Annotated in this window: 12 protein-coding genes, 1 pseudogene and 1 other annotated feature; of the genes and pseudogenes, 8 read left to right on the forward strand and 5 right to left on the reverse strand. The window is 64.2% G+C overall.

What is annotated here, in order from left to right; genetic code table 11:
- Nucleotides 1-125: 125 nt before the first annotated feature.
- From ACM6LU_RS19595 to ACM6LU_RS19610, 4 genes and pseudogenes are all read left to right on the forward strand, one after another.
- Nucleotides 126-1,115, forward strand: a pseudogene (locus ACM6LU_RS19595) (IS3 family transposase); the annotation flags it as partial.
- 618 nt (nt 1,116-1,733) lie between these two features.
- Nucleotides 1,734-5,348, forward strand: a complete 3,615-nt coding sequence (locus ACM6LU_RS19600) for an AAA domain-containing protein (protein ID WP_414939163.1) — start codon at nt 1,734-1,736, stop codon at nt 5,346-5,348.
- Nucleotides 5,270-6,010 carry a DUF559 domain-containing protein gene (locus ACM6LU_RS19605; protein ID WP_414939545.1) on the forward strand — a complete coding sequence of 247 codons (741 nt, stop codon included), beginning with the start codon at nt 5,270-5,272 and terminating at the stop codon, nt 6,008-6,010. Before ACM6LU_RS19600 ends, ACM6LU_RS19605 begins: the two co-directional genes overlap by 79 nt.
- On the forward strand, nt 6,007-6,888 hold the full coding sequence (locus ACM6LU_RS19610) for a hypothetical protein (protein WP_414939164.1): 882 nt from the start codon (nt 6,007-6,009) through the stop codon (nt 6,886-6,888). The genes ACM6LU_RS19605 and ACM6LU_RS19610 overlap by 4 nt, the downstream gene beginning before the upstream one ends.
- Nucleotides 6,889-6,994: 106 nt before the next feature.
- Here the strand turns inward: ACM6LU_RS19610 and ACM6LU_RS19615 are convergent, their stop codons facing one another.
- From ACM6LU_RS19615 to ACM6LU_RS19625, 3 genes are all read right to left on the reverse strand, one after another.
- Nucleotides 6,995-7,345 carry a hypothetical protein gene (locus tag ACM6LU_RS19615; protein ID WP_414939165.1) on the reverse strand — a complete coding sequence of 117 codons (351 nt, stop codon included), beginning with the start codon at nt 7,343-7,345 and terminating at the stop codon, nt 6,995-6,997.
- A gap of 442 nt (nt 7,346-7,787) precedes the next feature.
- A complete protein-coding gene (locus ACM6LU_RS19620; protein ID WP_414939166.1) occupies nt 7,788-8,366 on the reverse strand; it encodes a Fic/DOC family protein in 579 nt (192 codons plus the stop codon).
- Nucleotides 8,363-8,959, reverse strand: a complete 597-nt coding sequence (locus ACM6LU_RS19625) for a Panacea domain-containing protein (RefSeq protein ID WP_414939167.1) — start codon at nt 8,957-8,959, stop codon at nt 8,363-8,365. The genes ACM6LU_RS19620 and ACM6LU_RS19625 overlap by 4 nt, the downstream gene beginning before the upstream one ends.
- Nucleotides 8,960-9,221: 262 nt before the next feature.
- Between ACM6LU_RS19625 and ACM6LU_RS19630 the strand changes: the two genes are divergently transcribed.
- From ACM6LU_RS19630 to ACM6LU_RS19640, 3 genes are all read left to right on the forward strand, one after another.
- A complete protein-coding gene (locus ACM6LU_RS19630) occupies nt 9,222-9,356 on the forward strand; it encodes a hypothetical protein (RefSeq protein ID WP_414939168.1) in 135 nt (44 codons plus the stop codon).
- A gap of 39 nt (nt 9,357-9,395) precedes the next feature.
- Complete coding sequence (locus ACM6LU_RS19635) at nt 9,396-10,196, forward strand: restriction endonuclease (RefSeq protein WP_414939169.1); 801 nt, start codon at nt 9,396-9,398, stop codon at nt 10,194-10,196.
- Nucleotides 10,197-10,352: 156 nt separating this feature from the next.
- On the forward strand, nt 10,353-11,153 hold the full coding sequence (locus ACM6LU_RS19640) for an HNH endonuclease (RefSeq protein ID WP_414939170.1): 801 nt from the start codon (nt 10,353-10,355) through the stop codon (nt 11,151-11,153).
- A gap of 151 nt (nt 11,154-11,304) precedes the next feature.
- Here the strand turns inward: ACM6LU_RS19640 and ACM6LU_RS19645 are convergent, their stop codons facing one another.
- Nucleotides 11,305-12,120, reverse strand: coding sequence for a hypothetical protein (locus ACM6LU_RS19645; protein WP_414939171.1), 816 nt, complete (start codon nt 12,118-12,120; stop codon nt 11,305-11,307).
- 136 nt (nt 12,121-12,256) lie between these two features.
- On the opposite strand from ACM6LU_RS19645, the gene ACM6LU_RS19650 reads away from it, so the two are divergent.
- A protein-coding gene (locus tag ACM6LU_RS19650) for an IS3 family transposase (RefSeq protein ID WP_414939172.1) occupies nt 12,257-13,497 on the forward strand; the annotation gives its coding sequence in 2 pieces (ribosomal slippage) (nt 12,257-12,548 and nt 12,548-13,497; 1,242 coding nt in all).
- Nucleotides 12,541-12,669 (forward strand) — a sequence feature (AL1L pseudoknot). It overlaps the preceding gene by 129 nt.
- Before the next feature lie 1,152 nt (nt 13,498-14,649).
- Here the strand turns inward: ACM6LU_RS19650 and ACM6LU_RS19655 are convergent.
- Nucleotides 14,650-15,843: a serine/threonine protein kinase gene (locus ACM6LU_RS19655; RefSeq protein WP_414939173.1), complete on the reverse strand. Its 1,194-nt coding sequence runs from the start codon at nt 15,841-15,843 to the stop codon at nt 14,650-14,652.
- Between the last annotated feature and the right edge of the window lie 89 nt (nt 15,844-15,932).

Consider the following 15,932-nt stretch of genomic DNA (forward strand, 5'->3'; position numbering starts at 1 on the left):
ACCGGAACACACGGCTGGAAAGTGGCACTCAACACACTGATCAACATCTTTCCCGGACGCATACTTTTCTGATAACCTACAAACGTAAGCAATCACCTCTGGCTTACACAAAAAACGTGACAGGCTCTGAGTCCGCTGAGCTGCGGGAACTGCGCAAACGCAACCGGCTGCTGGAGCAGGAGAACGAGGTTCTGCGGAAAGCGGCCGCGTACCTCGCGCAGGGCAACCTGCCGGGAAAATAGCGTTCCCGCTCGTCCGTGACTTGGCCGCGGCCGGCGCCCCTTGTGCGGGTGCCGGCCGCGGTGACGTGCAGGGTGCTGGGGATCTCCCGGCAGGCCTACTACCAGTGGCGATCAGCCCCGGTCTCGCAGCGAGACTGGGACGACGCCCATCTGATCAACGCCGCGCTCGACATCCACGCCGACGACCCGGGCGACGGGTACCGGTTCATCGCCGACGAACTGGCCCAGCGCGGCTTCACCGCCTCGGAGAACCGGGTATGGTGGATCTGCTCCATGCAACAGATCTTTTCCATACACGCCAAGAAAAAGGGGCGCGCCCACAAGGCCGGACCGCCGGTGCACGACGATCTGGTGCGCCGGGACTTCACCGCCGACGCACCGAACGTGAAGTGGCTGACCGACATCACCGAACACCCCACCGCACAAGGCAAGCTCTATCTGTGCGCGATCAAGGACTGCTACTCCAACAAGATCGTCGGCTACTCGATCGACTCCCGCATGAAATCCTCACTCGCCCTCGCCGCACTCCGCAACGCGATCACACTGCGCGACCCTGCCTGCGTCATTGTGCACTCGGATCGGGGCAGTCAGTTCCGGTCGAAGAAGTACCGGCGCCTGCTACGCAACAACGGGCTGATCGGGTCGATGGGCCGGGTCGGCGCGTGCGGCGACAACGCAGCCATGGAATCGTTCTTTTCGTTGCTGCAGAAGAACGTTCTCGACGCCCGACGCTGGAACACCAGGGACGAACTACGCCTGGCGATCGTCACCTGGATCGAGACTAAATACCACCGCAAACGCCGACAACGAGGCCTGGGCAAACACACCCCGGTCGAGTTTGAGACCATCAACACCACCGCAGCAGCGGCCTGAAACACCACACCCCCGGTGTCAACCAAACTCGGGGCAGTCCCGTAGAACGACGGTCTGTAGCACGTCTAGTTCCAGCCCCAGATATTCCCGTCTTGGGATAATTTGCCTTTGCATAGCAGCCCGGTCAGCCACTGAACCGGTAGGCGCAGCACCACCGCCGGCAGGCCTGACAGAGCCGCTGGCACGATCCCTCCGCCGCACTAGCCGTAGACCTGCCGAGACGCGGCAGGTCAGACGTGTCGGGGCCCTGTCGAGGTGCTTGGTCGGCGTGCTGTGTTCAGAGTTTCTTTTCTTGTTCAAGGCGCGGCCCCTCCGGGGCCGCGCTGCCGGGACGGGCACCGGGGCATGCGGCCTGGCGGCCGGTCCCTGGACCCGCCCGGCAGCACCCACAGCGAGAACAACACACTGCACGCCCTCGTCACCGCCGCTCCCAGCTACTCCCTTCTACCTGGCGAGAAACGTCCGGTACCGGCGAAACCACAGCCACGTAAATGCCGCAGCCCTGAACACAGACCGCGTGATCGCTGCTCCAAACGGGCGTTACCGCAAGTTGCCAATTGCATCATCGATAGCTGTTGGGGATCCTGTCCTGTTGATCTCTCCCAGGGGAAGGTGACCATGGCCGCAACTCCAAGCGACCGCGATGTACTTGACCAGACCGTCAGCCTCATGGACTTCCTCGCCGAAGTCACCGACGCCGCCAACCGCGACCCCAATCGCGACATCACCGCCGACGAAACCGACGCCCCGGACCCGCTGATCTGGCTCGACCACCTGCCCGACGGGCTGAACCTGACCCCGAAAGCACCCGACGACGTGCTGCTGCGCGTCCGACCACCCAAAACCGTTCTTGAACCGCGCCCGTCCGCTGCCCTAGCCGGCTGGATCGACTCTCCCGAAGCCCGCGGCCCCGACAGTCCACAACCACGCCTGATCGCTGCCGGCCCCGCCAACGTCGACCAGGAGCACGCGATCGCGCCGCCGGCCAGCGTCCGGCAAGCCTTCGAGCGGTGGCTGGCGCAGTGGCGTGAGTGGAGCCGGGAACAGTTGCGCTCCCGCGCCCGCCGTGACCTCTACGAATCGCTCGAACGAGCCGCGAAAACCCTCGAACAGCAGGACGACGAGTACGAATTCGTGCTCGCCACCGGTCTTGTCCGCTGGCGTACTGCCGACGGGGACGAGATCCGCCGGCATCTGATCACCGAGCCCGTACGCCCACAGCTGGCCCGCGACACCGCCGAAGTGACAGTCTCGTTCATCGGCGGCAAACGCCGCTTCGAAGACAAGGCCCTCTTCACCGAGGTCGAGGGCTATCAACCCGACCGCGGGCGCACCACCCGCCAAACCATCCTCGAGGGCGACGCCGGCCTGTTGGATCCCGCACTGCTCGGCGACGTCGAGGAATGGCTCGGACTCGTTGTCGCCGACGCATTCACCTCACTGCGCCACCCTGAGGATGTCACCGGCGACCTGCCGGACCGTCTGGAACTCTCGCCTTCACCGGCGCTGCTGCTGCGGCCGCGCAGCCGCGAACTGCTCGCCGACACCTACCGCAAGATCGCGCAGCAGCTGCGCGAGCCCGACGCGCAAGTACCGGTCGCGCTCGCACAACTGGTCGCCGACACCGAAGCCGACACCCGCGGCCGCTGGCTCACCCAGCAGAACGCCCCCACCGGCGACATGCTCGGCGAGGACCCGCTGTTCCCGCTACCGACCAACGATGAGCAGGAACGCGTCATCGACCTGCTCACACGCGAAATCGGGGTAGTCGTCCAAGGCCCGCCGGGAACAGGTAAAACGCACACGATCGCCAACCTGGTCAGCGCGCTATTGGCCCGCGGGATGCGGGTTCTGGTCACCAGCCAGAAAGACCAGGCCCTCAAAGTTCTCCGCGACAAAATCCCCGCCGACCTGCGCAGCCTGTGTGTGCTGCTCGCCGGAGGCAGCAAAGACGCCGCCAAAGAACTCGAACGCGGCATCGACGCGCTCTCGACCGCGATCGGCTCAACCGAAACCGCGGGACTGCCGCGCCGCGCACAGCAACTCGCCGAGGAACGCCACAACCTGCTCGCCCGCAGCGCCGAACTCAACACCCGGATCCGGCAACTACGCGAGGTCGAATACCTCCAGCATCCGCCCGTCGCCCCCGGCTACAGCACCACCCTCTACGCCGGGCCTCTCACCAACATCGTGCGCGAAGTACAAGAGCGCGCCGCGGCCTACCGGTGGCTCCCCAGCGTCGAACTCACCTGGCCCGATAAGCCGCCGCTGGTCACCGGGGACATGCTGGAACTGCTCACCCTGGCTCGCCAAGACAGCCCAAGCCGACGCATCCGCTCCGACCAGCAAATCCCCGAACGCCGTGAGCTGCCCGACGCGGGCGAGCTGGCCGACATCATCGCCTCCGAGCACCACGCCCGCAACACCGCGCACGCCGACACCAGCGCCCTCACCCAGCGGCTCGCCACGCTCGGACCAGAATTTCTGCAGTATCTGCGCGGGCTCGGCGACCAGGCCCGCACTACATTGCAGCGCCTCGGCTACGGCGAAGACAGCATCACACCACCGGCACGCAGCTGGGTCGGGGTCGCCGTGGACGGCCACCTCGCCGGCCGGCACCACGGCCTGTGGCAGCGCCTGCACACCGAACGGGACACCGCGGACCGGCTCCAGCAGCAGATGCGCGAGCTCGGCTTGCAGTTCGCCGTCGAGCTGCCCGCCGTCGGTGACTACGGGATCGGCAAAACCCGTGCCCTTCTCAACAGCGGCCGGCGCCTGCGCGATCACGTCACCGGCGGAGGGAAGATCCGCAAATTCGGCAAGTCCACCGCGCAAAAGAACGCCGAAGAGTTCCTGGCCGTGGTCACCGTCGACGGGGTCCCGCCGCACAGCCTCGAGCAGATCGACGCGGCTCTCTACCGGCTCGAGGCCGACGTTGCCGCGGTGCAGCTCGTCGGGTTGTGGGCTGAAGCCGACGTGACCATCACCGGCGACTCCCTCACCCGCGCCCTGTCCGAGCTCGCCGACAACGCGCGGCTGCTCGATCACATCATCGCGCTGGCCCAGATCCACGGCGTGTTCCGGGACACGCTGCTGCGCGCCGGCCAGTCGATCGACCTGTCGACCGTCGCCGCGTTCGTCCGCACCCTTGACGCCGTCCCCGCCGCCCTGCACTACGTGGCGCTGGAGCAGGCCCGCCACCAGGTCGCGGCGCTGCAACACAAGGTCGCCGCGTGGGCAGCCGCCGACAACGCCTGCTCAGAACTCGCGCTCCTGGTCAAAGCCGTCGCCGAACGCGACCTCGACGCCTACCGCACCGGCCTTGACGCGCTCGATCTCGCCCGGCACGACCGCGCCGCCGAACACCGCCGCGCCCAACTCGCTCGCACACTCCGCAACAGCCATCCCGCGCTGCTCGAGCTACTCGAAGCCACCACCGACGACCCAACGTGGGACCAGCGTTTGGGCGACCTGCCCGCGGCGTGGGCATGGTCGAAAGCCGAGCAGTTCATCTTCGCCACCCGCAACGCCGAGGACGAACGCCGGTTGGTCGCCGAATTCGACATGGTCGAAGACCAGATCAACCGGGTCACCAGCCAGCTCGCCGGGGTTCAGGCACTCAGCGCATGCCTGGACCGGATGACCGACTCCCACGCCCGGGCACTGCGCAGCTACCGCGAGCACATGAGCCACGTCGGCGCCGGCGGCGGAAGCAAAGCCCGGGAATACCGCAAAGCAGCCCGCCAAGCCATGGAGAAAGCCAAAGACGCAGTACCCGCGTGGGTGGTGCCCCTGCCGAACCTGCTGGAAAACATCAGCGCCGTGCGGGACTCGTTCGATGTCGTCATCGTCGACGAAGCTAGCCAGGTCGGAGTCGAGCAGCTATTCCTGCTGTGGATGGCGCCACGGGTGATCGTGGTCGGCGACGACAAGCAATGCACCCCCGGCGGCAACCGGCTCGGCAAAACCGAAGCGCTGTTCGCGAGCCTGCACGAGCACCTATCCGGGATCGACGAAGAGATCCGGCTCAACTTCACCGCCAAGTCCCACCTCTACGGGCTGCTGTCGGCCCGCTCAGGACGCGACGCGGTCGCGTCGTCGTCCTGCAAGGAACTGGGCAAATCAAGCTGCTCGAACACGAAATCAACGCCACGATCTCCGCTGAAGACCGCCAGCAGCGCAAAATCCGGGTCGGCATCCCGGCCAACTTCCAAGGCGACGAACGCGACGTGATCTTCCTATCCATGGTGGTCGCCGACGCGCCCCGAGCCCAGCGCGCTCAACTTGCCCAACAGGCCTACAACGTGGCGGCAAGCCGCGCCAAAGACCAGATGTGGCTCTACACCTCCGTCGGCATCGGCGACCTCAAACCCGATGACCTGCGCGCATCCCTGATGGGCTACATGCTCACACCACCATCGGTGTTCGGCACCTCTCCAAGCCTCGAGGAGGTCAGCGACACCACGAGCACCGCACCGTTCGAGTCGCTCTTCGAGCAGAAAGTGTTCCGCGAGATCAAACGCCGCGGTTACTTCCTCGTCCCCCAGTACGAGGTCGGGACCCGGCATCTGGACCTGGTCGTCGTCGGCGACGGCGGCCGGCTCGCCGTCGAATGCGACGGGCACCTCTGGCACACCAGCACCGCCCAACAAATCTCCGCCGCGCGCCGCGACCGCGAACTACGCCGCATGGGCTGGGACGTGCTCCGCATCCGCGAAAGCGAATTCGAATTCGACCCCGACCGCGAACTCGAGCCGCTCTGGCAGCGCCTCAACGAACGCGGCATCCATCCCCACAACATCACCGAGCACACACAGCAGCCAGACGACTGGGCACCCGTCGCCCTGCCCGACGACAACGCTGACACCGACATCTCCGAGGGGAACACACTGTGACCAGCACGACCGAACGCGCCAGTGACGACGTCAGAGTGGAACTGGACGACAACGTCCTCGACCGGCTGGCTTTCCTGATCTGCGGCGACGACAGCAGCCGCCACTACCGCACCGCCAACGAAATCACCCGCTTCTTCACCGCCGCCGGCTGGCGACGCGTCACGGACCTCGACGGTGGTCGCTACCGCGCGGTCCTCGAGACTCTGCGCAGCCGACGACGCGATTCCGAAGCACTCAAAGCGGTGCTGCTGCGCTTAGCGGACCCACGCGAGTACCTCGACGACGACGAAACCCGCGCCGCCGTGACCCAAGAACTCAACGAACTACTCGCCGTAGAGGGCTACCAGGTCATCTACAAATCCGGCCGCCCCGTCCTCATCGCCCAAACCCCGACCATGAACCGGCCCGCCATGCAGGCCCCTGTTCAGTTGACCGCGAGCCTGGCCGACGTGGTCAGCGACGCCGCCTTCGGCGAGCAACTCAAAGCCCGGCTCGACGAAGCACAAGCCTGCTGGGACAACGGCGCCCCCACCGCAGCAATCATCATGCTCGGCAGCATCCTGGAAGGAGTGCTCTACGACGTCGCGCTGAGCCAACACAGCGACGGCCCCGCCCCCACCGACCACCTTCAAAGCCTGATCAACCTTGCACAAACCAGGGGCTGGCTGCCCAAGGACGTCGTCGACTACGCCCACGTCCTACGCAACCACCGCAACCTCGTCCACCCGAAAAAACAGTTCACCGAGGGATACTCACCAAAAGACAGCACCGTCCGGATCGCCTGGAACATCGTCGTCGCAACCATCAACGACCTCGCGGCCGTAAGGAGCCCCTCGTCCGACCCGGGGAATTCCATCACCAACACACACGGCCAGTAACTCTACGACAGAGCACTCGCTCGCTCCTGGACGTAAAGACACCGCCTGGTGAGTTGGCGGCACTAACCCGCCAACTCACCACCGCCGCACCGTCCACAGGGATGGCTTAGTCCTCGTCCTCCCCGCTCGCGTCCAGTCCTTCCAGCTCGAGAGCCTCAGCCGCTGGGCGTACCTCGAGTAACGCGCGCGGAGTGAAGAACCTGTCCTGCTGACGTTGCGACACCGAGCGTCCAAGGATCTGGATGCGCTCAACGGACGACAGGGGATACCGCCAGCCCAGGATATCGAACGCTGCTGAAGCCAGGTCACCCAGAAGCACCCTTTTGCCCTCGACCGTCATTGTCTTGAAGTCGAGCTCAAGATCCGACGACTCGTCATCGGACGGGCGCAGCGCTACCGACCGGACCCGAAAATCATCCTCGATGGTTGAGCTGATCGTGTCGACATCCGCGAACACATTCGAGCCATCCTCGGCTCACAAACTCCGCACGTCCACCGCGCGCTGACCCTGCGATAGCCCGTCACAAGCCTCCGCGGCAGCACGATCGAGACAACCGCTGCTCGGCACTGTCGACCACGCCGCGCATCCCACCGCTGTCGAGGTCTCAGCCCGCGCATCTGTTCCGCCACACTGGATGCTCGTTGGCACGTCGGCCCAGGGAACAGCCACGGGTCACGACCTTCTCATAGCCTCTCCGTATGACACTGCAGACGCCCAGCTACCCGGATCAGCACACGGCACCAGAAGTCGACATCGACGAGATCGTTGAACGCAGCATGCTCTATCCACCGGAGCTAGCAACTACGTCGCCATCCGAACACCCGGCAACAAGCACCAACCACAGGTCAAGAGCGGGTCGCTGAGATCAACGTGGTGCCCTACCACCACAGATCTACTTCTACATGCGCACCACGACAGGCTCCAACACCTGCCGCATGAGCGCGAAGTCCGAAGCCAACAGTGCGCGTTCCGACGCGGCGATATTGCCGGCCTTATCCAGTGCTGACCAGTCCAACCGCCATCCCGCAGCGGCCGACAGCTGCCGCAGGAACGCACGCTGCGTGCGGCCGTTGCCCTCCCGGAAGGGGTGGCACACGTTTAGCTCGCCGTAATAGTGCGCCAGGCGGGTCACGAAATGCTCGCGGCTCGCACCGATCAGCCAGTTGTCGTCTTCCAGCCCGGCCAGCACCGATGAGGTCTGATCTTCGACGAACTGCCACGCCGCGAACATCGACCGGTCCTTGCTGATGTTGACCGTGCGGATCTTGCCGGCCCAGGGGTAGACGTCCTGGAAGAGTGCTGTGTGGAACGCTTGCAGATGGGCCAAGTTGTACTCGCCCGGCAGTGTTTCCCGCGCAAGCTGCACATCGCGGATACTGACGATCCGCGCCTCAGACTCGCGCAGCAGCACCGGATCGGCGATCTTGAGCTTGTTCTTGAGGCATTCGGTGCCGGGGATGAGGTACGGATCGGTCACGAGCGAGCGGCCCGCCGGATCTCCTCCGCTACCGCATCGTCAGCCGACACCGACCCGCTAGCCACCGAGCGCAGCGTCTCCTGCCACTCATCATCGAGCTCGACACCCTCGATCGCGGCGCTCGCCGCGGCCTGAGATACCGCGACGTCCACTGCGGCACGCTGCCGGGCGTAGAAGTGCTTCATTTGCTGCCGGTCGATCGGCGTCGAGGAGTGCTCATTCGATCCGAGGACGCCCCGAGCGATCCGCCACGGAGCTTCCATGTGCGTCATCTGCGATAGCGACTCCGCCGAGAACGCACCGTACTTGTTCAGCACCCACCGCAATGTGTCCCGCTCGGTAGCGGTCAGCTTCGACCCGTCGCCAGCCGGCCACGCCGACACCTGCCGCTGCCGACGATGCTTGTCGTACAGCGACCGTGTCACCGGTCCTTGCGGCCAGGCTTCGATCGCGTCGCCGAACAGCGGCTCACCGTGAAAGACCAGGTGCCACGCCTGCGAGTAGTAGACCAACTTCTGCAGCTTCATCGTCGTCACCGAGCCGGTCTCCGCCAGCAGCGCAGCCGCCACATCATGCACTCTCGCCACAGCCACACCACCCTCCCAAAGCCAGAAACCCGCGCTCCAGACACAGCCACGGTTACCCGTAACGTTACAGGTAAGCATACCCTGACCAGACAGCTTTCGAGCATTGATGCGGCATGTCGGGTTGACTCTCAGCGACACATGGCACTGAAGCTACGTCAGCGAAAACGTGGTCGACCACCTGCGCGTCGGACAGGCCGGCCAGCGTCGGCCTTCGCCGACAGCACAGCGGTAACCCGCCACAACCATGATCATCTTGTCAACTCTCCGTATGGCGTTGAACACTGAATGCTACAACGTTGAGCCCGGCGCACCTGACATCGACGTCGACATCAACGAGATCGTTGAACGCGGCATGCTCTATCCACCGGAGCTGGAGCAGATGCTCGCCCGGATCCGCAGGTGAGACGACGGAGAGATCCGCGACGTCCTGCGATGTCTGCTCATGCACTCCGGGCCGCTAGGGATCGATGCCGTCCGGCTAGAGCGCGGCGAACACAGGTCGTCCCCGGAGACAGAGTATTGGCGGCGGCTAAGCGATTACCACCTGCTCGACACCCACCGGGTCCGGCAGATCCGGGAGCACGGAACCGACGTCGAATGGACCGTGCCCTACCCGTGGGAGGGCATCACCTGGGTACTCGACCTGCTCTGCACTTCTCCAGACAGCGCACTGCGGGTCATCAACGCCTATCTTGACTGCCACGCGATGGTGCTACCCGATGGTCGCCTTGGTGCGCTTTGTGACGCCGCGGCACTGATCAGGGCCTTCTACATCGGACTGCCCGAGCACACCCACGACCGCATCGAACTGCTCACCGACCTCACCCCGCGCCAGTTCGAACACCTCGTGGCAAGCCTCTACCAGCGCATGGGCTACGCGGTGACCCTCACTCGTGAAGTTAAAGACGGCGGCATCGACGTCCTCGCCACCAGCGACGAACCCGGCCGACACGAAAAACTCTCAATCCAGTGCAAGCGATCCCGCCGCACCATCGGTGTTGACCCCGTCCACAAACACGGCTACGTCGCCAGCGAGAACAAGTCCACCAAAGCTGTGCTCGCCACGAACTCTCGCTTTAGCCCTGACGCGCACAAGCAAGCACGCCGCGACACCCACCTCGAGCTACTCGACGGGCAACACCTCGTGCTCCTGCTGAACCAGCACTGCGGCAACAACCGGCCACTGAAAATCGAACGCCTGACAACGTTCGTGCACACAAACAACGCTATGACCAGCCTCTGATCGCCCGGAATCCCACTACCGTTCGACCTTCACCGAATCGGCGCATCGACCTCCAGCGCGCCCAGGACACCGACCGGACAGCAACCGGCGGGGACCTACACGCCGGAAAAGCCACATCGACCACGTGCGCGTGCGGACTCGGGCATCATGTCCCTGGTGGGCACCACTGATAAGACCAGGAAGATCCTCTGGGGTCGTGCAGGAAACCGGTGTGCCGACTGTCGACGAGAACTCATCACCCACCGCACTGCCGACGGTGATGAAGAAGCCATCGTCGGAGACGAAGCGCACATCGAAGCGAAGTCACCAGGCGGCCCGCGGTACGGCAAAGGTGACCCCGCCAGCCTTGACCACTACGACAACCTGATCTTGCTGTGCCGAGTCGATCACAAAAAGATCGACGACCAGCCCTGCTACTACACTGTTGATCGTCTCCTGAAGCTCAAAGCCGACCATGAGGCTTGGGTGAACCACGCGCTCGACGAGCGGGTAACGCTTCCTGGCGGCGTGCTCGTCGAGACAAACCGCCAGACCTACGTTCTCACTGTGTACCGCGGCTTTCGCCTCGCCCTGGACATATGGGAGGCACGTATCGACGCTGTCATTGACGCGAACGTCATCACGCCTAACCCTACCGAGCTACAGCAGCTACATGATCACTGTGCTCAGGCGTGGAGAAACAGCTACGTGGCGTGCGGGCACCTCACCGCGGCCACCACAGCAGAGTGCGCAGACGCAGCCGAACGAGTACTCGCTCGCTGGAAGAGCCTGGCCGACGACGCCGTCGACGGGCTCCTGCCCAGCACCCATCCCGGCGCGGACCCGCACGACGACATCTTCAACACCGAGGACGAGCTGCTCGAACTCCTCAGCGCCGCCACAGGTATGACGCCCTCAACCGTACGGAACAGCGCGCCTCTCACAGGGAGACTCGGCGGCACCGGAAAACGTTACTGAGATACCACGAACCGCCTGAGCAGTCTCGTATTCCTCACGTTCTAAGCGCTCGACCGGATCGGCGCAACGGTGCTTGCCAAGCCATCGCTGATCGAGATCGGCACAGCACGCCAGTCCTGCACTCTTCCCACGTCAACGCCGCACCTTCTACTCAGACAGCCTGGCCATCGCCGCCTGATCCCTCCTGCTTGAGTGGTTCCGGCCAACCGGCGGAGGTCTCGTCCATCAGCAAACGCTGAACCCGAGGATCAGACCAGACACAAACCACCTCACCCAGCAACGGCCTTAGCCCCTCATCACCCTCGACACCGCTACTGAGCAGGTCCGGAAACCACGTCACGCGATGCTGACTCATGTCAGCCTTGGCGTCAGCAAGAGCGACCTCCGCCGCACTCCGATCTTGGGCGACGAGAGCCGCACGTTCGCGTTCAACACTTGATGCGTTCAGTAGGGCTAGCTGGCGGGCTGAATCCACGACCTGCGGAACAGGACCAAGCTCAAGGTTATCGACGACCCTGTACCGCCCGATGACAGACCACGGCAACCCTGTCACCCAATCAAGACCGCTACCAGGACGCGTCAACCACCCCACCGCGCGCGCCCGGCTCGTCCGGTACGCGTCTTTCGTCCGCCTAGGCGTCTTACGGTCAGCGAGCGCGACGTCTATCGAGGCGACCTCACTCCACAGCTCCTCGTCGGTCGGCGGCGGACTACACAACGCCGACAACCGGCCGGTAAGCGGCGACTCAATATATCGTCCGTTAACCATCCAGTCAATGAGAAAGTCGTTCGCTTCCTCCAATCCCACCTCAGGCATCCCAGCCCGCAACGACGCGTCCTGCTCGCGCCACTCCTCAATCCCCAGCAAGCCGGCACCGGCCCTCGACCGGAGCTCGAACAGTCGATCCAGCACCTCAACCGGCCAACCCCACAACTCATCCGCCGCCAGCGCCTGCGCAAAGTCCATCCGCTCAGGATCTCAAACCCCGACCTAGCTCGCATATGCGCACCGGCAGTTCAAGGCACTGCAGCACAAAGCCTGCTGATCAACCTGAACCGTCACGGGTTGGGGGCCGCTTCCTTTTGTGAGGATGATGGTCATCATGCCCAAGCGTTACCCGTCTGAGGTCCGTGAGAAGGCCGTCCGCCTGGCCCTGGATCGCCTGGATGAGTATGGATCCGCCTACGCCGCCGCGCACGCCATCGGCCCGATGGTGGATGTGCACCCGGAAACACTGCGTGTGTGGATCGTCAAGGCTCTTCAGCAGGACGCGCCGCCCGTCGCGGCGGCCGGCGAGCTTGCCGCGACCGAGCGCGCGGAGCTGGACCGGCTGCGTAAGGAGAACAAGGAACTCAAGCAGGCCAACGACATCCTGAAACTGGCGTCGGCTTTTTTCGCGCGGGAACTCGACCCGCGACACCACTGATCGTCGGGTTCATCGACGAATACCGACAGGTCCACGGCGTCGAGTCGATCTGCCGCGTGCTCTGCGCACACGGGATCCAGATCGCGCCCAGGACCTACCGCAAGGCCCGTCGCCGGCCACCGTCGGAGCGGGATATCGCCGACGCCTACCTGACCAACGCACTGCGGGACGCGCAGGACACGCCCGAGGCGGTCTACGGGCGACGGAAAATGACCCGCTGGCTGCGCCGTCAAGGCCACGAGGTGGCGTTCTGCACCGTCGATCGCCTCATGCGAGACCTGGGCCTGTGCGGAGTCACCCGGGGCCGTCCACCACGAACCACGATCCGCGCCAAAGACGGCGTGCGGGCTGATGACCGGCTCAACCGGGACTTCAGCGCCGATGCCCCGAACCTGGCATGGGTGGCGGATTTCACCTACGTGCCGACGCAGACCGGATGGGCCTACGTCGCGTTCGTATTCGATGTCTACTCCCGCGCCATCGTCGGATGGACCGCGGCGAGCACGAAGACAACCACTTTGGTGTCCAAGGCGCTGAATATGGCGCTCTGGCGGCGCGATCACCACGGGCATCCCGTCGAGTCAGGGTTGATCCACCACAGCGATGCCGGGAGTCAATATACGTCGCTTACCTTTACTGATTCCCTTGCATCGCAAGAACTATCGGCGTCCATCGGATCGGTCGGCGACGCCTATGACAATGCACTGGCAGAGTCGATCATCGGGCTGTTCAAGACCGAACTGGTCAACCGGCACGGCCCGTTCACAAACCTGCCCGAGGTCGAGTACGCAGTGATGGAGTGGGTCGACTGGTACAACAACGCCCGCTTGCATTCCCGGCTGGAGTACCTCACTCCGACCGAGTATGAGAGCGCCTACTACGCTCAGCAACTACCACGCCGACCGGCGCTGGTCTGACACCGAAGCCGGTCCCTTACCCGTGACGGTTCAACCATCCCGTGGGTAGGAGCTAGCGTTTCGCGCGCCTCGAGGCAAAGATGGGGCCATGGATGGCTCGAACAAGCCCTCAGCGGCCCAACGGTCATTGAACGCGCGCATCGCCGCCCACCGTTCCTGGGCGAACACGCCAGACAGAAGCCGGCGCACCGCGGCAGCGCGAGCGGCGTTGGACGAGCGGTTCGAGAAGCAAGTCGATCCCGACCGCGTCATGACGCCACAGGCACGCGCTCAAGCGGCAGCCAGCGCACGCAAAGCCTATTACCTGGAGCTTGCGGCCAAGAGCGTCGCCGCACGAGCAAGAAAACGACGCCGCGGCCGCTCTTCCTAATGTGAGCGCTGCTCACCACACCTTGGCATCGCTGGCTGGATTAAGCGACCACTTGCCGACACCGAGCGCACCTCGGAGATCAGGTTGGCCGACAACAAGCCGCAACCGGAGCAATTGATTGCGCGGTTCCTCGCACACGGCGGTCCCGTGATCAGGGCTTCGGCAGCAGCACTACGAAAACGTCCGCGCGAATTACACGCCGGCCGCGACACTCACACTGACCGAAGTCGAGCATCGAACCGCCACCGCTCTTGATCTCGACGGCATCCTCGGAGCTGAGGCGGTCAGCTGGGCTCAACACGAATCCGACAGTGTCGAAGTCGTCCGCCACCGGGTGACCACCGACCCCGCGCTCGCACTCCTAGGACCGCCGCGCGTGCGGCATCTCCACGCCCGCAACTAGCCAGACCTCGTCGCAGATCGTCCAGCACGCTTACAGACCGACCGGCAAGAGGCTTGCCGAGAAACAGCACACCAAACTCGGTGAGGGAGTTGCCGAGGCAAGTTTTAGTCGCCAACGCTCGACCTTTACTCCACCCAATAGCCCAGTTTTGCCCAGCAATACCCCTTACCAACCAGTCTTTGCTTTAGAGAACCACCGAGTTCATCAGCTCTTTTCGGTACTGTCAGACTCCTCCGAGAGGTCAGGATCCACGAACAGCGGGTTCGGGGTTCGAGTCGGCAATGTAGGGCCACGCGCTATAACGACTCGACACGATCGGTTCCCGGCCACAGCGGTCACCCCAGAGCCGTCCTGACCACCAGCTGATCCCGACCCGACTTCAGCGGCCCTCCAGCAGATTCAAAGCCCGTTCGATCGGCTCCAGTTTGGGGTTGCCCTCCCCGAACGTCTCGATCGCCCGACTCCGCAGCTCGATCAGGGTGAGGGCCGCGGCCGCACCGTCACCGCTGTCGCGCTCGAAGGTGGACTGCCGGATGGCCTCCGCGATGTCGGCTTCGGTGAGAAAGTCGCGCCGCCCTCGCGCGCGGAATGGGCGCACGGAGGTCGAGCGGCGACCGGCGGCCGCTTCCGGTGGGCGGACAGCTTCTGGAGTGCGGTAAGGGATCGTCACGTCGGGCAGGGACACCGGGTTGGGTTCAGGCGCGCCGACGGTCGGCAAATGAGGACGCAATACCTCAAGCACCGTCTCGATCCCGGGCCGGTCTTCCATCTTCTTCTCCAGCAGGGCCAAGGTCAGGTCCGCCAGGCCCGAATCAACGTCGGCGACGAAGCGTGACGGCGGCGCCGGGCGGTCGTCCAGGTGTTGCTTTTCGATCGTCTTCTTGCCGTCCTCGACGAACGGAGGCCGTCCTGTCAGCAGGTGGTAGAACACGCAACCCAGGCTATACAGGTCCGATTGTTCGACCGGCTCGGCTCCCAGGAAGCGTTCCGGCGCCGAATAGTCGTCGGTCCCGACGAAGTTCCTCGTGTACCTCGACGTGTCCTTGTTCATCGGCAGCGCGATCCCGAAGTCGATCACGTAGACGACGCCGTTGTCACCAACCAAGAGGTTGTCGGGTTTCAGGTCGCGGTGGACGATTCCAGTCGAGTGACAAGCGGCGAGTGTCTTCGCGACAGACGAGCCGATCGCGGCGAACTCCGCGAGTCGGGGCACCGTGTTCTGGCGATACTTGGTCAGCTTGTCCCCATGGATGTAGGTCATCGCCAGGTACGGGACAGAACCATACTCGCCCCGATCGATCACCGCCGGGATGTTGAAGTGCTCAAGCTCGTTCAAGAGCCTGCCTTCTCTGTCGAATCGGCCCATGATTCGCCGTCGAGCTTCGAAATCCAAATCAACCGTCGCCGGCAATTGCGGAATCTTGACAATTACCTGCTTGCGCGTTTCCAGATCAAGCGCGCGGTACGCGACGCCCATCCCCCCGGCGCCCTTCTGGTCGACCACTTGGAAACGCTGCCCGAGCACCACGCCGCACATAAGGCTCGCCCCAGGATTGTCAGCCATACCCGTCATGCGCGGGAGGCTACTCGGGCAGGGTTATCGCCCCCTGCGCGACCGTTCCGAATTCCCGGCAATTAAGGTTCTTGCGGAGCCGAAGGGGT

The organism is Amycolatopsis sp. cmx-11-51 (genome assembly GCF_047608665.1).
GTDB lineage: Bacteria > Actinomycetota > Actinomycetes > Mycobacteriales > Pseudonocardiaceae > Amycolatopsis.